Origin of the sequence: Pseudarthrobacter quantipunctorum (assembly GCF_045291495.1) — a bacterium.
Lineage (GTDB): Bacteria > Actinomycetota > Actinomycetes > Actinomycetales > Micrococcaceae > Arthrobacter > Arthrobacter quantipunctorum.
The window spans coordinates 3,921,909-3,944,851 of record NZ_CP148033.1 but is presented as its reverse complement, the minus strand read 5'-3'; the positions used below and the strand labels follow the sequence as shown (position 1 = coordinate 3,944,851).

At 67.2% G+C, this 22,943-nt stretch carries 23 protein-coding genes; 8 read left to right on the top strand and 15 right to left on the bottom strand.

Features of this window, described 5'->3' with window-relative positions; genetic code table 11:
- Positions 1–45: 45 nt before the first annotated feature.
- The 8 genes from WHH00_RS18000 to WHH00_RS17965 form a co-directional block, all read right to left on the bottom strand.
- Positions 46–1,044: a sugar phosphate isomerase/epimerase family protein gene (locus WHH00_RS18000; RefSeq protein WP_406634942.1), complete on the bottom strand. Its 999-nt coding sequence runs from the start codon at positions 1,042–1,044 to the stop codon at positions 46–48.
- 2 nt (positions 1,045–1,046) lie between these two features.
- Positions 1,047–2,171 carry a Gfo/Idh/MocA family protein gene (locus WHH00_RS17995; RefSeq protein ID WP_406634940.1) on the bottom strand — a complete coding sequence of 375 codons (1,125 nt, stop codon included), beginning with the start codon at positions 2,169–2,171 and terminating at the stop codon, positions 1,047–1,049.
- A complete protein-coding gene (locus WHH00_RS17990; RefSeq protein ID WP_406634938.1) occupies positions 2,156–2,854 on the bottom strand; it encodes a ThuA domain-containing protein in 699 nt (232 codons plus the stop codon). The genes WHH00_RS17995 and WHH00_RS17990 overlap by 16 nt, the downstream gene beginning before the upstream one ends.
- Positions 2,855–2,919: 65 nt before the next feature.
- Complete coding sequence (locus tag WHH00_RS17985; protein ID WP_406634936.1) at positions 2,920–3,924, bottom strand: sugar phosphate isomerase/epimerase family protein; 1,005 nt, start codon at positions 3,922–3,924, stop codon at positions 2,920–2,922.
- A 35-nt stretch (positions 3,925–3,959) separates the two neighbouring features.
- Positions 3,960–5,150 carry a Gfo/Idh/MocA family protein gene (locus WHH00_RS17980; RefSeq protein WP_406634934.1) on the bottom strand — a complete coding sequence of 397 codons (1,191 nt, stop codon included), beginning with the start codon at positions 5,148–5,150 and terminating at the stop codon, positions 3,960–3,962.
- A 30-nt stretch (positions 5,151–5,180) separates the two neighbouring features.
- Positions 5,181–6,083: a carbohydrate ABC transporter permease gene (locus tag WHH00_RS17975; protein WP_406634932.1), complete on the bottom strand. Its 903-nt coding sequence runs from the start codon at positions 6,081–6,083 to the stop codon at positions 5,181–5,183.
- Position 6,084: 1 nt separating this feature from the next.
- Positions 6,085–7,029 carry a carbohydrate ABC transporter permease gene (locus WHH00_RS17970; protein ID WP_406634930.1) on the bottom strand — a complete coding sequence of 315 codons (945 nt, stop codon included), beginning with the start codon at positions 7,027–7,029 and terminating at the stop codon, positions 6,085–6,087.
- A complete protein-coding gene (locus tag WHH00_RS17965; RefSeq protein ID WP_406634928.1) occupies positions 7,026–8,354 on the bottom strand; it encodes an extracellular solute-binding protein in 1,329 nt (442 codons plus the stop codon). The genes WHH00_RS17970 and WHH00_RS17965 overlap by 4 nt, the downstream gene beginning before the upstream one ends.
- A 230-nt stretch (positions 8,355–8,584) precedes the next feature.
- Between WHH00_RS17965 and WHH00_RS17960 the strand changes: the two genes are divergently transcribed.
- Positions 8,585–9,628, top strand: a complete 1,044-nt coding sequence (locus WHH00_RS17960; protein ID WP_231456466.1) for a LacI family DNA-binding transcriptional regulator — start codon at positions 8,585–8,587, stop codon at positions 9,626–9,628.
- Positions 9,629–9,706: 78 nt separating this feature from the next.
- Here WHH00_RS17960 and WHH00_RS17955 read toward each other — a convergent pair whose 3' ends face one another.
- The 3 genes from WHH00_RS17955 to WHH00_RS17945 form a co-directional block, all read right to left on the bottom strand.
- Positions 9,707–9,952 carry a hypothetical protein gene (locus WHH00_RS17955; protein WP_406634926.1) on the bottom strand — a complete coding sequence of 82 codons (246 nt, stop codon included), beginning with the start codon at positions 9,950–9,952 and terminating at the stop codon, positions 9,707–9,709.
- A gap of 252 nt (positions 9,953–10,204) precedes the next feature.
- Positions 10,205–11,311: a RelA/SpoT domain-containing protein gene (locus tag WHH00_RS17950; RefSeq protein WP_350001493.1), complete on the bottom strand. Its 1,107-nt coding sequence runs from the start codon at positions 11,309–11,311 to the stop codon at positions 10,205–10,207.
- Between the two features lie 49 nt (positions 11,312–11,360).
- Complete coding sequence (locus tag WHH00_RS17945; RefSeq protein ID WP_406634924.1) at positions 11,361–12,407, bottom strand: LacI family DNA-binding transcriptional regulator; 1,047 nt, start codon at positions 12,405–12,407, stop codon at positions 11,361–11,363.
- A 176-nt stretch (positions 12,408–12,583) separates the two neighbouring features.
- Here WHH00_RS17945 and WHH00_RS17940 point away from each other — a divergent pair, with 176 nt between their 5' ends.
- The 4 genes from WHH00_RS17940 to WHH00_RS17925 all read left to right on the top strand — a co-directional run bounded on the left by WHH00_RS17940 (position 12,584) and on the right by WHH00_RS17925 (position 16,432).
- A complete protein-coding gene (locus WHH00_RS17940) occupies positions 12,584–12,802 on the top strand; it encodes a hypothetical protein (RefSeq protein WP_406634922.1) in 219 nt (72 codons plus the stop codon).
- Positions 12,803–12,977: 175 nt separating this feature from the next.
- A complete protein-coding gene (locus WHH00_RS17935; RefSeq protein WP_406634920.1) occupies positions 12,978–14,042 on the top strand; it encodes a nucleoside hydrolase in 1,065 nt (354 codons plus the stop codon).
- Positions 14,043–15,470 carry an MFS transporter gene (locus WHH00_RS17930; RefSeq protein WP_406634918.1) on the top strand — a complete coding sequence of 476 codons (1,428 nt, stop codon included), beginning with the start codon at positions 14,043–14,045 and terminating at the stop codon, positions 15,468–15,470.
- Positions 15,467–16,432, top strand: a complete 966-nt coding sequence (locus WHH00_RS17925) for a ribokinase (RefSeq protein WP_406634916.1) — start codon at positions 15,467–15,469, stop codon at positions 16,430–16,432. Before WHH00_RS17930 ends, WHH00_RS17925 begins: the two co-directional genes overlap by 4 nt.
- A 104-nt stretch (positions 16,433–16,536) precedes the next feature.
- On the opposite strand, the gene WHH00_RS17920 is transcribed toward WHH00_RS17925, so the two are convergent.
- From WHH00_RS17920 to WHH00_RS17905, 4 genes are all read right to left on the bottom strand, one after another.
- Complete coding sequence (locus WHH00_RS17920) at positions 16,537–17,373, bottom strand: alpha/beta fold hydrolase (protein ID WP_406634914.1); 837 nt, start codon at positions 17,371–17,373, stop codon at positions 16,537–16,539.
- A 138-nt stretch (positions 17,374–17,511) separates the two neighbouring features.
- A complete protein-coding gene (locus WHH00_RS17915) occupies positions 17,512–18,363 on the bottom strand; it encodes an SDR family oxidoreductase (RefSeq protein ID WP_406634912.1) in 852 nt (283 codons plus the stop codon).
- Positions 18,363–19,943, bottom strand: a complete 1,581-nt coding sequence (locus WHH00_RS17910) for a succinic semialdehyde dehydrogenase (RefSeq protein ID WP_406634911.1) — start codon at positions 19,941–19,943, stop codon at positions 18,363–18,365. Before WHH00_RS17910 ends, WHH00_RS17915 begins: the two co-directional genes overlap by 1 nt.
- 81 nt (positions 19,944–20,024) lie before the next feature.
- Positions 20,025–20,351: a GYD domain-containing protein gene (locus WHH00_RS17905; RefSeq protein ID WP_406634909.1), complete on the bottom strand. Its 327-nt coding sequence runs from the start codon at positions 20,349–20,351 to the stop codon at positions 20,025–20,027.
- 104 nt (positions 20,352–20,455) lie between these two features.
- On the opposite strand from WHH00_RS17905, the gene WHH00_RS17900 reads away from it, so the two are divergent.
- The 3 genes from WHH00_RS17900 (at position 20,456) to WHH00_RS17890 (ending at position 22,922) form a co-directional block, all read left to right on the top strand.
- The gene (locus WHH00_RS17900; protein ID WP_406634907.1) at positions 20,456–21,256 is read left to right on the top strand and encodes an alpha/beta hydrolase family protein; all 801 of its coding nucleotides are present in this window, start codon (positions 20,456–20,458) and stop codon (positions 21,254–21,256) included.
- 50 nt (positions 21,257–21,306) lie between these two features.
- The gene (locus WHH00_RS17895; protein ID WP_406634905.1) at positions 21,307–21,882 is read left to right on the top strand and encodes a DUF1349 domain-containing protein; all 576 of its coding nucleotides are present in this window, start codon (positions 21,307–21,309) and stop codon (positions 21,880–21,882) included.
- A gap of 74 nt (positions 21,883–21,956) precedes the next feature.
- Positions 21,957–22,922 carry a carbohydrate kinase family protein gene (locus WHH00_RS17890; protein WP_406638672.1) on the top strand — a complete coding sequence of 322 codons (966 nt, stop codon included), beginning with the start codon at positions 21,957–21,959 and terminating at the stop codon, positions 22,920–22,922.
- The last annotated feature ends 21 nt before the right edge of the window (positions 22,923–22,943 follow it).

The following is a 22,943-nucleotide window of genomic DNA, read 5'->3' as shown; positions in this document are numbered from 1 at the left end:
GTTTCCTCATCGAATCCTTGGGTTGAAAATGCCGTGGTGCAGCGATTACACGCGGGCGGGCTGCGCCGGCTGCTGCCGGCCCTGGGCCACCTGGCTGCTGCCCAAGGCGTAACCGGCTGTCTTGGGGAGGACGTGGCGGCGGAGGTAGTCCTGGTTGCTGGCCGAAACACTCAGGCCGTCCCCGCCGTAGTGCTCGGTGCACAGGATCCCCTGGAACCCGGCGGCCAGGGCCACCTTGAAGGCCTCCCGGTAGTTGATGAGGCCGCTTTCCATGGGAGCCGGCATGGTGACGTACGAATCGCGGGCCGCGTCCTCGTCCCGGAAGTAGTTCTTCATGTGCCAGAAGTTGGCGAACGGCAGGGTCTTGGCCACCAACTCCCGCCAGTCCTCCACCGGCCGGTGCAGCCGGATCAGGTTGCCCAGGTCCGGGTTGAGGCCCACGTTGGGAAGCCCGATGTCCTGGACAAGGCGCACAGAGGAATCAGCGGTGCCCAGGTACGTGTCCTCATACATCTCCAGCGAGAGCAGGAGGCCCACCTCTGCGGCGTGCCGGCCGAGTTCCCGGAGGCGCGAAACCGCATTGCCCCAGGTTTCCCGGTCTCCCTCCGGGTCCTTGTGGCCTTCAACCGTCCAGAACCAAAGCTGTTTCTGCTGCTCCGGCGTGATGGCCTGGTGGAGGCCAAAGGACACAACCTCGCACCCCAGCTCGGCCGCCGCGTCAATGGTCCGGTGGCTGTACGCCAGGTTGGCTTCCCAGTTCCGCTCATCAATGACGCTGCGGCGGATGGCGGAGACGGCAGGGGTGCCGATGCCCACGTCCTGTGCCGTCTGCCTGAACTCGGCGAGCCGGTCCGGGCTGAGGTCACCGGGGCGGACCCAGCTGTCCGTCAGGTCAGCGTTGGCGAACCCGGCCTCCTTCACCTCGGTCAACGCCGCCGCCCAGGCGGAGGGAGCGGCGTCGTTGACGTGGGTTCCCTGGGCGCTGGTGCCCGGGAAGGGCAGCATGGCCGCGGTGATGGGCCAGTTGTCGGCTGTGTAAGCCATGCCTAGACCGCTTCCTGGGCCTGGAGCCGGTCCAGCTCCCCGGCCAGGACGGTCAGCTCAACGCTCGCCGGCCGCTCCACAGTGCTGTTGATGCGCACGGCGGACCCGCTGCCGGCTGATTCGAGGACCGATTCCATCACCTCGAGGGCGTGGTAGGCCATCGCTCCGCCGGCGCGGGGTTCAACGCCGGCAGGGGTGGAGGCCAGGTCCGCGATGCCGAAGCCTCGACCGGAGTCAACGTAGCCGGCGGACACGGGAAGGGTTTCCCAGTCCTCGGCGCCGAGGGAGAACAGCTGGACGTCGCCGTCGAAGTGGTTCGGGTCCGGCACCACCAGGGATCCGCGTTCCCCGTGGATCTCGATGTTGGGGGACTTGGACTTCACGGCGTCGAAGCTCATGAACAGGGTGGAGAGCGCACCGGAGGCGTGCACCAGGACACCGGTCACATGGGAATCGATGTCAACGGGGACCTTCTCGCCCTGGCGGGGCCCGGAGCCGATGGTGCGTTCGTTGCGGGTGTGGCTCGCTGCGCCGATGACCGAGACCACCGGGCCCAGCAGGGTGACGAGAGCGCTGACGTAGTACGGGCCCATGTCCAGGAGGGGGCCGCCGCCGGGCTGGTAGTAGAAGTCCGGGTTCGGGTGCCACCGCTCATGTCCCGGGGTCACCATGGTGGCGCTCGCCGAGATGGGTGCACCGATCAGCCCGTCATCAATCGCCTTGCGCGCCGTCTGGATGCCGGTGCCCAGCACCGTGTCCGGGGCGCAGCCGACGGCGACTCCCGCCTCCCGCGCGGCGTCCAGCACCTGGCGGGCTTCCGCGGTGGTGGCAGCAAGGGGCTTCTCGCCGTACACACTCTTGCCTGCCGCGATCGCCTTCAGCGCCACCTCGGCATGGGCGGCGGGGATGGTCAGGTTCAGGACAAGTTCGACGTCGTCCGCGGCCAGGAGTTCCTCGACGGAGAGGGCGCGGACGCCTTGGTAGCCATCCGCCACGGCCTGGGCACGTGCGGGGTCCAGGTCCGCCACGGCCACCAGGTCAACCTGCTCGAGTTTGCGGAAGTTGGCTAAGTACTGCGCGATGATGGCTCCGCAGCCAATGATTCCGACTTTCAACGGCTTGCCCACAGCAGGCCCCTTTCGATGATGGTGCGGACGTTGGTGTCCTGGAGGATTTCGACCCTGTGGCCGGGGGTGGCGACGAAGATGCGGCCTTTGCCCCACTGGCGGGTCCAGATGGCGGGGGAGGTGACTTCGCGGTTCCAGGGGTCCCACTCCCGGACCTTCTGCGTGGTGGTGGCCAGGACGTCGATGTAGTCGTCGGAGAGCACCCAGTACTGCTCGGTGACCAGGTCGAAGTCGGAGATGCCCCGGGTGATGGAGTGCTCCGCGGCGGCCGGGAGCATGTTCACGGTGTAGGGAACGTAGTTGTCCGACTGCTCGCCGACGCACTCGTCCGGGTGCTTGCCGGGGTGGCAGGCGAACTGCCCGCCGATCAGGTGCAGGTAGTCGGAGTTGTTGCGGTACGAATCGGCGATGCCGCCGTGCCAGCCGGCCAGGCCGGTGCCGTTTTCCACGGCGGCCCGCAGCCCTGCGAACTCGTCCTTTTCAATGGTGGTCATGGTCATGCACTGCATGATCAGGTCCACGCCGGCCATGTATTCGGCGTCGGCGTACACCTTGGGAGATTCCTCCACGCGGACGTCGTAGCCGTTGTCCTTGAGGTAGGGGATGAAGAGTTCCGTGGCCTCGTACGGCTGGTGGCCGTCCCAGCCGCCGCGGACCACTAGGGCGTTCTTGCGTTCTGTCATGTCGGGGGTTTCCTTTTGTTTGGCTGCCGGCCGTGGGCCGGAAAGTCTGGGCCGGAAAGTCTGGGTCAGCGGCTGGAGAAGGCGGCGTCGAAAGCGGCTGCCGGCGGGGCGATCCGGGCGAGTTCCTTGACCATGGCCAGCGCCTGCGGTGCGCCGACAAGCCGGTCCATGCCGGCGTCCTCCCACTCGATGCTGGTGGGCCCGCTGTAGCCGATGGCGTTCAGGGTCCGGAAGATCCGGTTCCACTGGACGTCCCCGTGCCCTGCGGTGACGAAGTCCCAGCCGCGCCGGGGGTCCGCCCAGGCCAGGTGGGAGCCCAGGCGCCCGTTGCGGCCATCAAGCTGGCGGACTGATTCCTTGACGTGCACGTGGAGGATGTGGTCCGCGAAGTCCTGCAGGAACACCACGGGATCCAGGTCCTGCCAGATGAAGTGGGAAGGGTCGAAGTTAAGCCCGAAGCTCTTGCGGTGCCCGATGGCCTCCAGGGTGCGCTTGGCAGTCCAGTAGTCGTAGGCGATCTCGGACGGATGGACCTCCAGGGCGAACCGGACATCCACCTCCTCGAAGACGTCCAGGATGGGGTTCCACCGGTCGGCGAAGTCCTGGTAGCCGGCGTTGATCATTGCCTCCGGGGCGGGCGGAAACATCGCCACTGCCTTCCAGATGGAGGAGCCGGTGAACCCTGTGACGGTCTTGACGCCCAGGCGCGCGGCGGCCCGTGCTGTGTCCTTCATGGACTCCGCGGCCCGCCGGCGTACTCCTTCCGGTTCGCCGTCGCCCCAGATCTCCGCCGACAGGATGCCCTGGTGGCGTTCGTCGATGGGATCGTCGCACACGGCCTGCCCGGTGAGGTGGTTGGCGATCGCGAAGACCTTGAGGTTGTTTTTCTCCAGGATGTCCAGCCGGCCCTGGAGGTAGTTGTCGTCCTCCGCGGCGCGGCGGGGGTCCAGATGGTCGCCCCAGCAGGCGATTTCCAGCCCGTCAAAGCCCCACTCGCCGGCGAGCCGGGCCACCTCCTCGAACGGCAGGTCGGCCCACTGCCCGGTAAAAAGCGTGATTGGTCGTGTCATGGGTGATCGTTCTCCTGTTCCTGTGTTCACGGTCCCTAGACCTTCTGCCACTGGCTGGAGTTGGTGGCGCTTGCCTCCACGGCGGCCAGGACCCGCTGGACCTGCAGGGCATCCGCGAAGGACGGTTCCGGCTGGCGGCCCTCTCCGATTGCGGTGACCAGGTCCACCACCTGGTGGGTGAAGCCGTGCTCGTAGCCCAGGCCGTGGCCGGTGGGCCACCAGTTACCGACGTACGGGTGTTCGGGTTCGGTGACGAAGATTTTCCGGAAGCCGGCGTCCGGGGACTCCGCCGCGTCGTAGAAAGACAGGACGTTCATGTCCTCGAAATCGAAGGCGAGTGAGCCTTTGGTGCCGTTCAGTTCCAGGCGCATGGCGTTCTTCCGGCCCAGCGCGTACCGCGTGGCTTCAAAGACGCCGATCGCGCCCGCGCCAGCGCCGCCGTCGAACTTTGCGCTGAAGATGGCGGCGTCATCCACGGTGACTTTCCCGCGCGGTGCGTCGCCGCTGAGGTCGCCGTGGCCGCCCAGGCCCACAAGGTCGCCGGCAAGGGGACGCTCCGGGACAAACGTTTCGAGCAGTGCCGAGACGCCGGTGATGCTTTGGCCGGTGACCCACTGCGCGGCGTCGATGCTGTGCGCCCCAATGTCGCCGAGGGAGCCGGACCCGGACTTGCTCTTGTCCAGCCGCCAGGTCATGGGGGCGTTGGCGTCGGAGAGCCAGTCCTGCAGGTACTGCGCCCGGACGTGGCGGATCTCGCCCAGCCTGCCCTGCTCCACGAACCGCCTGGCCAGCGCGAGTGCCGGGGTGCGGCGGTAGCTGAAGCCGCACATGGACATGACACCTTGCTTGGCCGCGGTCTCCGCAGCGAGGGTCATCCGCTCGGCTTCCTCCACGGAGTTCGCCAGCGGCTTCTCGCACAGCACGTGCTTGCCGGCCTCGAGGGCTGCGATTGCGATCTCGGCATGGGTGTCACCGGGCGTGCAGATGTCGATCAGGTCGATGTCGTCGCGCTCGATCAGGCGGCGCCAGTCCGTCTCCACCGAGTCCCAGCCCAGCTTGTCCGCGGCCGCCCGGGCGGCCTCCGCGTTCCGGCCGGCGACGGCGGTGAGTTGGGGCTGCAGCGGCAGGTCGAAAAACCGTGGTGCGGTGCGCCAGGCGTGGGAGTGGGCCGCGCCCATGAAGGCGTAACCCACCATGCCGACGCGAAGGGGCTGTGCGGGGGTCATGTGTCTGTCCTTTCGTGGAGATCCTGGTGGCTACTTGCTGAAGCCGGCGGTGAGGCCGCTGAGCAGCTGCCGGCGTCCCACCACGTAGAGCACCAGGATTGGCAGGGTGCTGAGCACAACCGAGGCGAGCACGGCCGGGATGTTGACGCTGTATTCGCCCTGGAAGGTCCACAGCGCCAGGGGGAGGACGCGCAGGCCCGGGCTCTGGGTGAGGACCAGCGGAAGCAGGAAACCGTTCCAGACGTGCAGGCCGTTGTAGATGGCGACGGTCACGATCGCGGGGCGGGTCAGTGGCAGGGCAAGCCGCCACATGGTCTGCCATTCACTGCAGCCGTCCAGCCGCATCGACTCGAAGAGTTCGTTCGGGACGTCGCGGATGAAGTTGGACAGGATCAGCACCGTGAGCGGGATGGCAAAGGCAATGGAGGGAAGCATCAGCGCCAGCAGGCTGTCGTAAAGGTTCAGCCGGATGATCATCAGGTAGATCGGGATGATGGTGGCCTGCAGCGGGATTGCCAGTCCCATCAGGAACATGCCGTTGACCAGCTTGAGGAACCTGCCCTTGCCCCGGACTATCGCGAAGGCGGCCATGAAGGAAATCAGCACGGTGGGAATGACGGCACCCAAGGTGACGATGGTGCTGTTCATGAAGTACGTGGCGAAGTCGGCCTCGAGGACCATCTGGTAGTTTTCCAGCGTCGGGGACGTGGGAAGCGCCAGCGGATTCTGGCCGAAGTACCCTTCCTGGGTCTTCAGGCTGGTGATGACCACGTAGTACACCGGAATGATGATGATGGCCAGCCAGATCCAGCCGCCCAGGCCTGCCGGGACGTTGAGCCGCCTCATCCGGGAACCGAGCCCCCGCTTGGCGGGGGAGCCGGCCGGGGTGCCCGTGGGAGTTTCCTCCGTGCTGCTTGTCAGGACGGTGCTCACCCTACATTCCTTCCAATTGGCTGCCCTGCTTGTCCTTGCCTCCAAGGCGCTGGAGGAACAAAGCGAGTGCAAGGCCGATGAGTACGAGGATGACGGCGATGACGCTGGCCGGTCCCATGAGGTTGGCCCGGAAGCCCCGCAGGTACATGTCCAGGGCCAGGATCCGGGTGGAGTTGCCCGGGCCGCCGCCGGTGAGGACGAAGATCAGGTCGAAGTACGTCAGGGACCCCACCACCATCAGGGTGGAGGAGGTGATGATGGTGTACTTCAGCTGGGGGAGGGTGATGTGGAAGAACTGCTTGATGGTTCCCGCCCCGTCGATTTCCGCTGCCTCATAGAGCGACTTGGGAATCTGCCGGACCCCGCCCTGGTAGATGAGCGTGTGGAAGGGGACGAACTGCCAGGCGATCACAAAGATGACAAGACCCAGGGCCAGGTGGGGGACGCCCAGCCAGTCCTGCGCCAGGAAGGGCAGTCCCAGCCCGGTTGCCAGGCCGAAGTTCGGGTCCAGCAGGGCCTTGAACGCGATGGCGACTGCTGCCGATGAAAGCAGCAGTGGCAGGAAGTACAGCACGGCCAAGGCGGCCCGGTAGCGCTGGCTTCCCGCGGTGAAGACACCCAAAAGGAGGCTGATGGGGGTCTGGACCAGCCAGGAGGCGATCATGATCAGGAACGTCAGCCCCAGGGCGTTGTACAGCCCGGGGTCCGCGAGCACGGAGAACCAGTTGCCCAGCCCCGCCGCCCCGATGGCACCGATGCCGTCCCAGCTGGCGAAGCTCAGGATGAGGACACCGGCCAGCGGCACCACGGCGAATGCCAGGAAGAAGAACAGCGCAGGCACAGTCAGCCAGGCAAGGGCGGCGTTACGGTCTCCGCCCTTGCCTGGGCCAGTCCCGGCGGGAGCTGCCGGCCTGGCCTTACGGGTGGTGGCTACGGCGTTACTCATTTTCCGAGGGTTGCATTCATGTTCTCGGCGAACTGCTGCGGGGTGATGGACTTCAGGAACAGCTGGTCGATGTTGTTCAGCAGGGCTTCAGCCGCGGTGGGGCTCAGGGCCTGGTCCCACGACTGCTGGAAGTTGGGGGCGTTCTTGGCCAGGTCGTAGACAAAGTTCAGGAAGTCCTTGTCCTCGGAGCTGTTGAGCTTGTCCTCGATGCCGTTGACGATCGGGACGGAGCCGGAGTTGATGTAGGTATCGATGACCGTCTCGGTCAGGATGCCGTCCTTGAAGAACTTCTTCGCCGTCTCCTTTTCCGCGTCCGTTGCCTTGGAGGAGATCGACATGTACTGGGCCGGGTTTCCCACGCCGTTCTTTGGATCGCCCTTGCCGCCGGCAACCGTTGGGAACTGAACGAACCCCAGCTTCCCGTCCTGGACGAAGTTCTGGCCGCCCTTCTTCATGGCGCCGTAGGTCCAGGAACCGTGCAGCATCATGGCGGCCTTGCCCGTGAACAGCAGGGCCTGGTCCGCATTGGAGTCCGCGGCGATGGACGAGAAGCCCTTGATGAACCCGTCCGCGGAGACGAGCTCCTGGATCTTGGTTCCGGTTTCGATGACGGCGGGATGCATCCAGGAGTCCGGCTTGCCCTCAAAGATGGCGGTGAACACTTCGGCGCCGCCGATGCGGTCCAGCAGGTATTCCAGCCACATCATGGAGGTCCACCTGGACTGGCCGCCCAGGGAGAAGGGTGCCACGCCCATGTCGTTGAAAGTCTTGACCAGGGACATCACGTCATCCCAGGTCTTGGGCGGCTGGGCCCCCGCCTTTTCGAACAGTTCCTTGTTGTAGAACAGGACGATCGGGGCGACGTACTGGTTGGGCAGTGCGTAGATCTTTCCGTTGACCGTGGCCGCACCGAACGACGCCGGGAAGAACTTCTCCTTCAGGTCCGGGTTCTCGTCGAACCAGCCGGTGAGATCGTCAACCTGGTTGGCCTCGGCGTAGGTCTTCAGGGTGCCGCCGCCCCAGCCGTAGATGATGGTGGGTGCCTGGCCGGCGCCGATGGCGGTCTTGATCTTGGTTTTGTAGGCGTCGTTCTGGAAGTAGGTCACGGCGATCTTGTTGTCCGGGTTCGCGGCGGTGAAGGCGTCCACGGCCTTCTGCATGGTGGTCTGGTTCGGTTCGCCGGAGAGGTACCACATGCTGGCGCCACCGCCGCTGCTGGAGGAACCCGGTCCCGACGTTCCGCAGGCAGTGGCCGTCATGGCGGCGAAGGGGGTGAGGGCAGCAAGGGCGAGGAATGAGCGCCGGGAGGTCTGGGATTGCTTCATTGCGTCTCCATCTGAGATTGCTTCGTTGCAAATGTAGGCGTGAACTCTACCTGCGGTTTCGAAATATTTCGAACGCGTGATTTAGGTCACGGTCTAAACTAAAGGTCGCAAGCGGGTTGGGTCAAGACCCAATTTTGCGGTTTTATTTCGCTGGCACTCCCGGGTCCCTTGACCCGTCCCGGGGAAGTCTGAACAATGAGTCAACGAAACTTTTCGAAAGGTCTCAGCAGATGGCAACGAAAATCCCGGAACGGGCCAAGCCGACGCTTGCCTCCGTTGCCCAGCAGGCCGGGGTTTCCGCGCCCACCGTTTCGAAGGTGGTGAACGGCCGCGAGGATGTGTCGCCGGAAACCCGGGCCCGTGTACTGGCCGTGCTTGAGCAGGCCGGATACCAGTCGCCGCTGCAGCGCCGTTCCGCCGGGGAAACCGGCACCGTGATTGAAGTGGTCATCGATGTCCTGGATTCCGCGTACACCATCCAGGTCCTCAACGGCGTGCTGCAGTCCGCGGCCGATGCCGACGTCGAGATCCTGGTCAGCGTCACCGGTCCGGCGGGCCAGGGCCGGCGCAGCCCCGAGCGCCGTGCCCAGCGCATGGTTGACGAGGGCAGGGCCGGAATGATTGTGGTGACCTCAGCCTTCAGCGAGACGCAACTGCACCCTTTCCGGCGCCGCCAGATTCCCGTCGTCGTGATTGACCCGCTAAACCCGCCCTCCGCCGACGTGGTCAGCATCGGGGCCACCAACTGGGCCGGCGGCAAGGCGGCCACGGAACACCTGCTGGAGCTGGGGCACCGCCGGATCGCTTACATCGGCGGCATCGAGAATGCCGAGTGCAACCAGGCGCGGCTGCACGGCTACATGGCCGCACTCATGGCACACGGCGTGCCGGTGGACCCGCAGTACATCTACTCCGGCGGCAGGTTCCGGCGGGAAAGCGGCGTTAGGGGCCTGCAGGCGCTGCTCGAGCTGGACAAGCTGCCGACGGCGATCTTCGCCGGCAGCGACACCATCGCCCTGGGCATTCTCGGCGAGGCCGGCCGGCACGGCATCCGGGTTCCCGAAGACCTCAGCCTTATCGGCTTTGACGGAACAAACCAGGGCGAGGAGTCGGTCCCGTCGCTGAGTTCCATAGCCCAGCCGCTGGAGGAGATGGGGCGTGCGGCGTTCCGGTCTGTGCTGCGCCAGGCGCGGGGGGAAGTCCTGGATTCACACCGCGTGGAGCTCGCCACCCACCTGATTGTCCGTGACTCCACGGCACCGCCCGCGGCCTGAGTTGGCTGGGCTGGGTGCCGCGGACGGCGTTTAGGCCAGCTCCGGCTCAAGCCCGTACGGGGGAGGAGCGTGGCGGCTCTAGCCGCGGCGCGTGTAGCCGATTTCGGTGTCGCCCAGGGGTGTCGAGTGCAGGGTCACATAACTGCCCTGACCTTGGCTCCCGGTGCGGGTGTTGCCGCCGGGCAGCGAGATGTAGCCTGCTTCGGTGTCGCGTGAGTTGGCGAGGTGGCCGGGGAGGGTGACGTAGCTGCCGCCGCGGGGTGTCCCGGCGGCGGTGGCCGGGGTTGCTTCGATGGTGACGGGACGTTCGAGTGTCTGGGTCATGGTGTTCTCCTGATGCGTGAGGGTGGTGGCTGCCGTCCGGGGTCCCTGCCGTTCCCATGTGCGGCTGCCCTGCGGGTGGTCCGAGGGGGGCGATGGGGGTGGGGTTCGATGCAGTGCGGGGAGCCGGCGCCTTGGCGCTCGGGGAACTGTTCACCCGCATACAGCCCGGACAGGGCTTCGGTGGCCTGGCATCAACGTTACGGCTTATTTTGAGTGCTTCAAAATAAGGTGGCGGAACTCACGGGGAAGCCCTTACTTCTTCGTCAGCCGGTACCGCTCAATTTGCCGCAGCCGCCGCATCAGGCTGTCGCGCCGCGGGTGCGGGACGGCGTCGGACGCCTCCGCGGTGAGGTCGATGTGCTTGGTGCCGTACTGCCACAGCAGCAGGTCATCCAGCAGCCGGTCGGGGCCGGGGGAGTAACGGTGGTCCAGGGCCCTCCGGACCTCGGTGATGCGGTTGGCGCTGAGCAGCCCGGCCAGCTGCATGGTCTGGTTGAGGCCGTGCGCGGCGAGGAGTTCGGCCGCCCAACCCCAGTCGTCGTCCACCTTGCGGTCCACGTGCGGAAGCAGCGTCCGCCAGACATCCCTGATGCGGTTGGGCGTCAGCGGCGCCGCGCCCTCGCCCTCGGCATCCCAGAAACTGCGGACTTCCTCGTAGCGCTCGTGCAGGTCCGCGAAGGCAGTCTCCACCGTCTCCAGCATGGCCGCGGTGGCGGTGAACTGCCGGTCGAAGTGCGGGGTCCAGGCGCGCGGGTCCTCGGCCTTGAACCGGATGTCGTGCTCGATCTCGCTCCACGCGTGGGCAAAAATGGTGCGGATCTGGCACTCAAAGAAGTAGCTGCCGTTGGGCACGGCGTCCGGGTTGAAAACCTGCTGGTATTCCTTGACGGCCTCGTTCTGGATGGTGCGCAGGATCAGGTGCCGGCTGGAATACCCGTAGGTGCCGGATTCGATGGAGCCGATGTCCTTTTCCCGGTCGCCCCGGCAGTCGAAGAGCTGGCGCTGGTGCTTGATGATGTTGGCCACCACCGCATTCTCGGCCGGCAGCTTGGTGATCACCCGGATCCCCACCATGTCGTTCAGGGTCCGGAACGGGTCCGGGAACTTCAGGACTGGGGGGCCGCCCGGCTCCAGCGGCTCCTCAATGCGGGAGATTTTTTCCTTGAAGGATTCCACCGTTTTGGTGCGCCCGGTGACAAACAGCGGCGTGACCTCGGAGTCCTTCAGCATGTCCCGCAGGGTCAGCAGGACGTCCCGAGTGACCAGTTTCAGGGCAGGGCGGACGCGCTCGTAGATCTCCACGTTCTGTTCCACGGATTCGCGCAGGCTCGCGTCCAGGCTGTCCCAATGACTCGGCATGGTTCCAGCTTACGGCCGGGCACTGACAGAACGACGGCGGCGGGCGTCTTCAGCGTTCCGCCGCGGCCGTGGATCCGCGCACCACCAGTGAACTCTCCAGCGTGACCCCGGCCTGTTCGAGCACCTCGCCTTCCATGAGGCGGCGCAGCTGCTCCCCGGCCTTGAGGCCCAAGGGAGTGGCGGGCAGGTGGACGCTGGTGAGGCCCGGATTGCTCGTGGCCGAATACGGGAGGTCGTCGAAGCCGGCCACCGCCAGCTCCTCTGGAATCCGCACGCCGGCCACGCGGGCCTCCTGCAGCACACCGTAGGCGTGAGTGTCGGTGCCGCAGACAACGGCGGTCACCCCCTCCCGCTGCCAGCCCGGCCAGGCGGCGGCGAAGGCTGAAGCCGCCGTGCCGACGTCGATGGTGGTGCTGATAATGCGTCCCGCCCCGACGGTGATGCCGCGGGCGGCCGCCTCCTCGAGGAAGGCTTTCCGCCGGAGCGCAAAGGTTTCCGTGCCCGTGACGCTGTCCACGTACGCCACCTCGCGGTGTCCGGCGTCCGCCAGGTGCGCCGCGAGTTCCCGCGCACCGCTTGCCACGTCCAGGTTCACCGAAGGCGCGTAGGCCTCCAGCCCGGGCGCGTCCAGCAGCACAACGGGTGACGGCGACGCGAGGTCCTCGAGGAAGCCTGCGCTGGGTGCGTCTACCAGGAGTCCTGCCGGACGCAGGGACATCAGCCGCCGGACGTCGTCGGCCCGGGGCGACTCGCCGGCCTCCGTGACGGACAGCAGCAGCTGGTACTGCGGGCCCAAGGACTCCCGCACGCCGGCGATCACCTTGGCGAAGAAGGGGTTGGAGATGTCCGGCGCCACCAGGATCACGATCGAGCTCACGCCCTTGGCCAGCGAACTGCCGATGCCGTCCACCACGTAGCCAAGCTCGGCGATTGCTTCCCGGACCCTGGAGATGTTGTCTTCCGAGACGCGGCCGGCGGTCTTGCCGTTGGCCACCAGCGAGACGGTGGCTGTAGAGACCCCCGCCCGTGCGGCCACCATCGCCGCCGTGATCCGCCGCGAACGCACGGGCTGCTGCAGCTGTTCCGCGGATTCCATACCTCGATCGTAGTAGGAGGCGGACCCGCAGGCTGTCCTCGAGGGCCACACATGGCACGGCAATCACGTGCCGCGGAGGCGGCCGCCGGACAGGAAAATGGGCGATCCCCGGCGCCCCGGAAAATGGGGGTCATACAGGCCTTCCGGACCGGGGGCTCTGGTGGGACGATGCCCGTATGAGCGATACCAGCCATGCAACAGCGCGGGACCTTGGCCCCCACCAGCACGCCCACGTCGCGCCGACGTCCCAGCAGATCCGGACCGTGGGGCAGCGCCGGCGGGAGGCAGAGGAGAAGCTTGAACAGCACCTCCAGGAGGCCCGCCAAAGGTACGAACAGCACGAGGCCCAGGCCCACCCCGAAACTGGGAAGCCCGGCAAGGAAAAGCACCACTAGCCCGGCCGATACACACGCCACACCATCCAGCACCCCTCCGTGCAGGCGCTGGCATCAAGCGCTTGACCTGCACCTTCGTCAAGCGTTTGACGTACGCCACACAAGACTGCCATGATCTCTCCTGAACGCTTCAGCTCCCCGCACCCATGCGGGCCCCAACGACGTGGAGATCATCGTGGAACCCGCTGCCCATTCCCCTGAACGGCAATCCCCCGGCCGCAAGAAGATCATTCTTGACTGCGACCCCGGGCATGACGACGCTGTGGCGTTGCTGCTCGCCCACGGCAACCCGGACATCGACCTGCTGGCCGTCACAACGGTGGTGGGAAACCAGACCCTGGAAAAGGTCACCCGCAACGCCCTGGCCGTCGGCACCATCGCCGGCATCACCGGTGTCCCTTTCGCCGCCGGCTGCGGACGCCCCCTGGTGAGGAGCATCGAAACCGCCCCGGACATCCATGGGGACAGCGGCATGGACGGCCCGGAACTTCCGTCGTCGGACATCGACCTGGACCCCCGCCACGCGGTGGACCTCATTATCGATACCGTCATGGCGCACGAGCCCGGCACCGTCACCCTGGTGCCCACCGCCGGCCTGACCAACATCGCCCTCGCCGCCCGGAAGGAACCGCGCATCGTGGAGCGCGTGAAGGAAGTTGTCCTCATGGGCGGCGGCTACCACGTGGGCAACTGGAGCGCCGTGGCCGAGTTCAACATCATCATCGACCCCGAGGCCGCGCACATCGTCTTCAACGAAAGGTGGCCGGTGGTGATGGTGGGCCTGGACCTGACCCACCAGGCGCTCGCCACCCCGGACGTCGTGGAAAAGATTGCCGCGATCGGCACCAGGCCCGCAAAGTTCGTCACCGAACTCATGGATTTCTTCGCCCACACCTACAAGGACGCCCAGGGCTTCGACCACCCGCCGGTGCACGACCCCTGCGCCGTGGCCTACGTGATCGACCCCAGCATCGTCACCACCCGCAAGGTGCCAGTGGACATTGAGCTGCAGGGCAAGCTGACGCTCGGCATGACGGTGGCGGACTTCCGCGCCCCCGCGCCGGCGGACTGCCACACCAGCGTCGCCGTGGACCTGGACCACGAAAAGTTCTGGAACCTGGTCACCGACGCGCTGGAACGCATCGGTGATCCGCTCACCGGTGACGCCCGCACCACACAGAACACGGCCGACGTCGTCCGCGACGCAAGTGACTCCCTCACCGCCGGAGGGGTCAAGTAAATGACCGCCACCGTCCTCGAAACCCGGACCGCCAAGGGCAACGTCACCGCCCTGATGGTCGCCCTGCTGGCAGCCTGCGTCGCCTTCCAGCTCAACGCCTCCATGCTCAGTCCCGCCCTGGTGACCATGGGCGAGGAGCTCAACACGGACCAGGCCGTCATCGGCCTCTCGCAGACGTGGTTCTTCACCGCGGCCGCCCTGTTCTCCCTGTTCCTGCCCCGCCTGAGCGACATCGTGGGCCGCAAGAAGATCCTCGTGGGCATGATGCTCCTGATGGCCGTGGGGTCCGTCATCGCAGCCCTCGCCCCGGACGTCACCTGGCTCTTCGTGGGCCGCATCATCCAGGGCGTCAGCGGCCCCACCGTTCCGCTCTGCCTCATCATGCTGCGCTCCGCGGTCAGCAACCCGCGGAAATACGGCACCCTCATGGGCCTGATCACGGCCGTCAACGGCGGCGTGGCCGGTGTGGACTCCTTTGTGGGCGGCTACTTCGCCGAGCACTTCGGCTTCCGCAGCATCTTCTGGCTCATGGTGGTGCTGGCCCTGGCTGCCACCGCGCTGATCGCTTTCCTGGCCGGTGAAAGCAAGCCGGCCGCCGGCACCCGGATGGACTGGCTGGGCGTGTTCTTCATCGTGGTCGCCGTGGGCGCGCTGCTTACCGCCCTGAACGAAGGCGCCAAGCTGGTGGGCGCCTTCTCCTCCGGCACCCTGATGCTGAGCCTGGCGCTGGTGCTGGTATCCGCCGCCGCGTTCTACCTGTTCTGGCGGACCGAAAAGCGGGCCAGCCAGCCAATGGTCGAAACCGTGCACCTGCGCCAGCGCTCCACCTGGGCGCCGCTGCTCACCACCACGCTGACCATGACCGGCATCTTCGCCGTCATCAACGGCATAGTGCCCGCCTACGTCCAGGCCGCCGACCCCGGTTTCGGCATCGGACCCACAGAGATGTCGCTCATCATCCTCACTCCCTATGCACTGCTCGGCTGGGCGGTGGGACCCCTCAGCGGCAAGCTCGCACCGGTCCTCGGGTACACCAGGGTGCTGCGCATCGGCTTGCTGGGCAGCATCGCGGCGCTGGCCATCATCGCGTTCTTCGGCCTGGACAGCCTGCCGCTGATGATCGCCGGCACGGTGTTGCTGGGCATCATGTACGCCGGTACGGTCAACATCATGCTCAACGGACTCGGTGTTGTCCTTTCACCCGCCGGCAACCCGGGCTTCCTGCCGGGCATGAACGCTGGCGCCTTCAACCTCGGCGCAGGCCTCAGCTTCCTGGTGCTGCCCGCCGTCCTGGTGGCGACGGCGGCCCTCGGCGATGCGAAGGCGTCCTACCTGACCGTCGTGGTGGTCGGCCTCGCGCTCACCATCGCAGCGTTCGCCGCCTCGCTCCTGATCCCCAAGCCGGTTGAAGCCGAGGTGGCGGAGTGAACGCCGCCGTCGAAAAGGCAGGCCGGATCGTCGTCGTCGGCTCCTTGAATGCCGACCTCACCATCTACTGCGAACGCCTTCCACTCCCCGGCGAGACGGTGCACGGCAACGGATTCGCGGTGAACCCGGGCGGGAAGAGCGCCAACCAGGCTGTTGCCGCGAGCCGGCTGGGCGGGATCGTCAGCCTGGTGGGCGCGGTGGGGGAGGACCCCAACGGCGCCATGCTGCGGTCCTCCGCCGCCCGTGCAGGGGTGGACGTCGGGTGTGTCCGCACTGTGTCCGAGCCCACGGGCGTGGCGGTCATCGCGGTGGATGCCGGCGGCGAGAACAACATCATCATCTCGGCCGGCGCCAACGGCACCCTGTCGCCGGCGGACGTGGCGGAGGCCTCGGGCGTCCTGGAGCAGGCCTCCGTCGTCTGCCTTTGCCTGGAGGTGGGCATGGAGACGGTGCTCGCCGCTGCAAAGGCAGGGCACGACGCCGGCGCAACAGTCCTGCTCAATCTCTCGCCGTACGGCGAGGTGCCGGAGGAGCTGACCGTCCTCACCGATGTCCTGCTGGTCAACGCGCATGAGGCCGCGCTGTTCCTGGGCGGCGATTCCGCCGCGCCGGGCCCCGGCGCGCCTGATTCCGAGTGGGACAGGGTGCGCTTGCGGTTTGCGGAGCGGGGGATCCGGCAGGTGCTGGTGACGCTCGGTTCGCAGGGCTCGGTGGTGCTGGACTCGGTTGCTCCCGAGGGTTCCCGCGTGGTCCGGATTGCGCCCACAACGGTCAAGGCCGTGGACACCACGGGCGCGGGTGACGCCTTCACCGGTGCCGTTGCCGTCCGGCTGGCCGCCGGGGACGCGCTGGCCGGGGCTGCAGCATTCGCGTCGGTGGCTGCCGCCCTGGCCACCACCCGAAAGGGGACGCAGGCTGCGTACCCGGAGGCGGCTGACGTGGCCCGCCTGCTGCGGGCTTAGGGACAAACGTCAGGCGCCGCCGTCGTGCGCGACGCCAGGAAACACGAAGAGGGTGGGGAGGCCGCTGTGGCCTCCCCACCCTCTCCTGCCCTGCAGGCGATCCCTTACTTCGCCAGGAAGGTCAGGAGTGCCTGGTTGAACTCATCGGGATGGCTCACATTGCAGCCGTGCGGGGCGTCGCGGAGGACGTGCAGGTCGCTGTTGGGCAGGGACGCATGGGTCCGGGCGCCGGATCCATCAAGGGGCACCGTGCCGTCCCCGTCGCCATGGAGGACGAGCGCCGGGACCGTGACGTTGGGCAGGTCGTCGCGGAAGTCGGTTGTACCGAATGCCTCCATGCAGGCCAGGGCGGCCTTCTTGTCAGCCTGCTTGCACAGCCCCAGGGCATCCTGCCGCTGCTGCTCGGTGACCTTAAGCTCGCCGTTGACGGAGAAGAACTGACGGGTGAAGTCGTCGTAGAAGGAGTCTTCATCCTTGGTCAGGGCGGCGGCCATTTCTGCTGCTGCTTCCTTGGTGAGAGGCCCGTCCGGGTTGTCCTCGCCCTGCATCATGTACGGGGGGACGGCCGCAGCGAAAACAACGCTGCGCACCCTGCCGGAACCGAACCTGGTGAAATAGCGGGCTACCTCACCGCCGCCCATGGAGAACCCCACGAGCGTGGCGTCGGTAAGGTCCAGTGCCTCAAGGAGGGCGTTCAGGTCCTCCGTGAGCGTGTCATAGGTGTATCCGCCGTGGGGCTTGCTGCTGCGCCCGAAGCCGCGCCGGTCATAGGTGATGACCCTGTAGCCGGCAGCCTGCAGGGCCGGAACCTGGGCGGCGAAGGATTCCCCGGACAGGGGCCACCCATGGATGAGGACCACAGGCCGGCCAGTGCCGCCCGTGTCGTCGACGTGCAGGTTGGTGTCCTTGAACAGGCCGTGATGGGCAGTAACTTCCGTCATGAAGAGCCTCCGACTGTGAGTTGGGATCGGCGTCCGTGGCCGAACGTTAACCAATTCGTCAGCATGCTGTCTTTTGGATGGGTCCTCTTTACTGCGTCGGCTGACGTGGCCCGCCTGCTTGGCGTTAAGGGAGTAAGGTCAGGCGCCGCCGTCGGTCTTTATGCCGCGTGCACCCGAAACGTCGGCGGGGCGCCCGGTAAACCGGTCCATGGTCCGGTTGATGCCCAGCACGTCCATGACCCGGTCGAAGGCCCCGACCGGCAGCAGCCGGGCCGCGGGGACCAGGTTCACCAAGGGTGGGAGGACCAGCTTCTGCCGCCCGCTTTCGACGGCGTCCAGCACCTTGGCCGCCACCGCCTCCTCTTCCAGGATGGGGAGGAGCCGCGGGAACCGGGTCCGCACGCCGTCGAACATGCCCGTGTCGATGTAGTACGGGCAGACCACCAGGGTGCCGACGCCGGTCCTGCCCGCCCGCAGCTCGGCGCGCAGTGACTCGTTGAAGCCGAACGCTGCGAATTTGCTGGCCGAGTAATCGGTCTGCCTGGCGACGCCCACCAGCCCGGCCGCGCTGGCAACTGTCACCACGGTGCCCCGGCCGCGGGCGGCCATGCCGGGGAGGAACGCGCGCGTCACCCAGTACAGTGCCAGGACATTGACCTCGAAGGTCCGCTCAATATCCTCGTCGGCGGCATCCAGGAGCAGTTTTCCCGTGACAACACCGGCGTTGTTGATCAGCACGTCCACCGGACCTGCAGCCGCGGCCGCAGCCTGCACGGCCTCCCTGTCCGCCACGTTCACGGTCTGCGTCTCCGCCACGCCGCCGGCGCTGCGGATTTCATCGCGGACGTTCCTGCCGCCGTCGGCCGAAACATCCCAGATGACCACCCGCGCACCCCGTCGGGAAGCGTCCAGGGCCATGCGGCGGCCCAGCCCGCTGCCGCCCCCGGTGATGAGAACGGTACTGCCGGAGAGCGCTGTTCCGCCGGCCATCAGCGCAGCCGCCCCATCAGCGTGAGCGCGCCCTTGACCAGCCTGGTGTACCGCTCGTTCGTCATGCCGGGCGGAGGGCCCACGGGTACCAGCCGCTGCTGGGCCACCGTTTGGGCTTCCGTGTACTTCAGGATGCCCTCCTTGCCGTGGCGCCGCCCCACACCGGAATCCTTTATCCCGCCCATCGGGGCATCGTGTGAGGCCCACGCCGCGGAATAGCCGTCGTTGACGTTGACCGTCCCGGCGAGCAGGCGCCGCCCCACCTCGCGGCCGTGCCGCGCGGACCAGACGCTGGCGTTGAGCCCGTAGTGGGAGTCGTTGGCCAGGGCCACGGCTTCGTCGTCGCCGTCCACCTGGTAGACGGCCACCACGGGCCCGAACGTCTCCTCCCGCGCCACCACCATCTCCCCGGTCACCCCGGTGAGGATGGTGGGTTCGTAGAAGTACGGGCCAAGGTCCGGCCGCGCCCGCCCGCCCGTGATGAGTTGCGCACCCTTGGCAAGGGCGTCCTCCACATGCGCGCTGACCCGGTCCAGCTGCCGTTGGCCCGTGAGCGAGCCCATGTCGATGTCCCAGCCCGGGCCGGCACCCAACCGGATTCCCTCCACCTGTTCAGTGAAGGTTGCCAGGAAGTCGTCGAAGACCGCGCGGTGGACGTAGATGCGTTCCATGCTGATGCACAGCTGGCCGGAGTTGGAAAAGCACCCCTGCGCGGCGCCCCTGGCCGCCTTGTGCAGGTCCGCGTCGGCCAGGACCAGCGTGGCATTCTTCCCGCCAAGTTCGCCCGAGAAACCGATCAGCCGCTCCGCACACTGCTGTGCCACCACCTTCCCGGTCTCCGAGGATCCCGTGAACATGAGGAAGTCCACGCCGCCGATCAGCGCTGGGCCCAGCACCGGCCCGTCGCCGGTGACAATCTGGAACAGGTCCTGCGGAAGCCCCGCCTCCCGCAGCAGCTCCAGGGCGAGCAGTGCTGTGAACGGTGTCTGGGAGTCGGGCTTGAGGACACAGGCGTTACCGGCCAGCAGGGCGGGGATCGCGTCCGAGACGGCGAGGGTCAGGGGATAGTTCCACGGACTGATGATGCCCACCACGCCCTTGGGGATCCGGTACTCCACCGTCCGCGTCAGGCCCGGCGCCGCTCCCGTCCGGCGGCGCGGGCGGAGGAAACGTTCGGCTGTGCGGTGGTAGTAGGCCGCGGTAAGGGCGGCGTCGGCGAGTTCCTCGAACGCGTTGAGCCGCGACTTGCCGCTCTCCGCCTGGACCAGGTCCAGGATCTCCGCCTCCTTGTTGAGGAGCAGTGCGTGGAACCGCCCGACGACGGCGCGGCGCTCGCGGAGGGGAACGGCGGCCCACTCCCGCTGGGCTGCCCGGGCGCTTTCGACGGCGGCCGCGACGTCGTCCGGCGTGCAGACGGGGACGGCGCCCACCAGGCTGCCGTCCAGCGGGGAATAGGACGTCTGCGTTGCCCGGCCCGGTCCGCAGCTCACCAGGTCCGGCAGGTGGGAAAGAGCCTCAGTAACTGCAAGCTTTCGGCCGGTTGCTGGCGGCGTGGTTCCCGGCTGGGTGGTGCTGGTCATCGTGGTCCCCTTTGGCTGCAATGTAATTCCCGAGCCTAGCCGCAGGAGGGCCGCCGATCCTGGACCGGGAGTCCCGGAAGTTCAGCTGCCCGGCGGCCGGTACTTGATCTCGCCTGCCTTCTGCAGGGCTTCCATCGTGTCCTCCACGCTCAGCAGAACGGTGGTTTCAAACGAGCTCAGCGCGCCGCCGCCGCTGATGGCCAGTGCTACCGCCGCCATGGAAACGTTGTCCGGTGCTTCCCACAGGTTGTAGCCGTCATGGCTCCCAAAGGCGTACCAGAATCCGTGCAGCTTTCCGCCCACCGATTCGATGTACGCCTGCGCGGCTTTCCGCCGGTCTTCCGGGTTGTTGATCAGCCGGCCCCAGGTCTCCGGTGTGTAGCTGAACTTCGACAGATAGAGTGGCATTTTCCTGTCCCTTCATTGGGTTCTGGAGTGCGGGTTTACCCAGAATGGCAGTGCACGGATGGCGCGGCAACGGCTTTGTCATTGGCTGGCGGTACGCTCGGCACATGGTGCAGCGGCATAGGTATAAGTACGGCGGGGACCCCAGCCAGTGGGGCGAACTTTTCCTTCCTGACCTGCCCGACGACGGTGCCCACCGGGGCGTGGTGGTGGTGATCCACGGCGGCTACTGGCGGTCGAAGTACGGTGCCGAGCTGGGGGAGCCGATGGCGGACGACCTCGCCGCGCACGGAATGGCCGCATGGAACCTGGAGTACCGCCGGGCAGGGAATGGCGGCGGCTGGCCGCAGACGTTCACCGATGTCCTGGCGGGCATCGACAAACTGCAGGAGCTTGCCGGGCCCCATGCCCTGGACCTGGACAGGGTGGTGGCGCTGGGCCATTCCGCGGGCGGGCACCTCGCGGTGTGGGCGGCGGGCCGCGACCGGCTGCCCCGGCTGGGGCTGGTGGGTGAGCACAGCGAGGTTGGAGCGAGGGACGACGGCGTCCGCCTCACCGGGGTGGTGAGCCAGTCCGGCGTGCTGAACCTGGCGGAAGCGGAGAAGCTGCACCTCAGCGATGGTGCCGTGGCCAACTTCCTGGGCGGGCCGTCGTCGGAAATCCCCGGCCGGTACCGGTACGCGGATCCGATGGCCGCGCTGCCCTTGGACATTCCCGTCTACGCCGTTCATGCCACGGAGGATGAATCCGTGCCGCTGGCGATGTCCACCTCGTATGTGGAGGCGAGTGAGTCCGGGCCTGTGCCGGCACAGCTTGTGACGGTGCCCGGGGACCATTTCGGCTTGATCGATCCCCATGCCCCGGCCTACGGAACATGCCGGGAACTCGTCCGGGAGCTGATGCGCTGAGCGCAGCGGAGGCACAAAGCGGCGCGCCGGCCTGCAGTACAGTGGCGGCCATGGACATTCCCTGGCAGCACGGTACCTGGACCAACCCGCCCGTTTCCGTCGTCGAGCACGGCACGGATCTGCTGGTCACTGCCAAGGAGGGCAGCGACGCCTGGCGGGTTACGTCGTACGGCTTTATCCATGACAGCGAGCACGCGCTTCTGGCGCCATTCCCGCAGGATTCCGCCATGGAGGTGGAATTCACCGCAGGCTTCTCCGAGCAGTTCGACCAGGCCGGGATCTTCGTGCGCGTTTCCGCCGAGCGGTGGGTCAAGGCCGGCGTCGAATTCGCCGACGGCGCCTGCCAGGTGGGGGCGGTGGTCACCGACGGGATGTCCGACTGGTCCCTGGCCCCGGTTCCAGCCTGGAAGGGAAGCCGGGTGCTCGTCCGGATCAGCCGCAGCGGCGACGCGCTGACCATCCGGGCCAAGGCAGGGGACGGGGCCCTGCAGCTGGTCCGGGTGGTTCCGCTCGCTCCCGCGGAGGAAGCCCAGGCTGGCCCCTTTATCTGCGCCCCGACCAGGGCGGGACTGGCCGTGCCCTTCCACGCCTGGCGGACCACGGAACCGGACGGCGCCCTGCACTGACCCCCGCCGGCTGGCCCCTGACACCGCGGCCGCCTGGCCCCTGACACCGCGGCCGCCGTCACGGACAGCGTCAGCTGCCCTCCTTCTGGCAGAGTATGACCATGCTCACTGTTATTGGCGAAGGCCTTGTTGACGTTGTCCAGCGCGCCTCGGGAATTGAAGCCCACGTGGGCGGCAGCCCGCTGAACGTGGCGGTGGGCCTGGCCCGCCTTGACCACCCGGTGCAGTTCATCGGCCGGTACGGCCGCGACGCCTACGGCGATGCGGTCGCGGCGCACCTGCGCGCCAGCTCCGTGATGGTTCCCATGGGCCCGGATGACCTTCCCACCAGCGTGGCCACCGCCCTGATTGACGACGACGGCGCCGCCACCTACACGTTCGACCTCACCTGGGAGCTTCCTGGCATCGCCGACCGTCTCGCCTTCATGCTGCAGGGCACCACGCTGCTGCACACCGGCTCGATCGCCACGATGCTGGCGCCGGGCGCCACCGACGTGCTGGCCGCCGTCGAATACGCCCACCCGCGCGCCACCATCAGCTTCGACCCCAACTGCCGGCCCAGCATCATCACCGATGTGGACTACGCGCGCCGGCACACGGAAAAGTTCGTGACCCTGGCGGACGTGGTCAAGGCCTCCGACGAGGACCTCGCCTGGCTGTACCCGGACATGGACGTGCTGGATGCTGCACGCCGCTGGTTGTCCCTGGGCGGAACCGAGGGGCCGGCCATGGTGGTGGTCACGCGCGGTGCCGACGGGCCCTGGGGAGTGTGCCACGCCGGCGAAGCCAAAGTGCCGGCACCCCGGGTTGAGGTGGCCGACACCGTGGGGGCAGGGGACTCATTCATGGCGGCTCTGTTGTCCGGGCTAGTGGACCGCGGCCTGGATGGCGCCCAGAACCGCAAGGACCTGCGCGAACTTCCCGCCGAGGGGCTGGCCGAGCTCCTGGCCCATGCTGCCCGGGCCGCGGCGGTGACGGTTTCCCGGCCTGGTGCCAACCCGCCGACGCGGGCGGAGCTGGAGGCCGTCCTGGGGGAGTAGGCAGAACTGGCGCTTCGACTG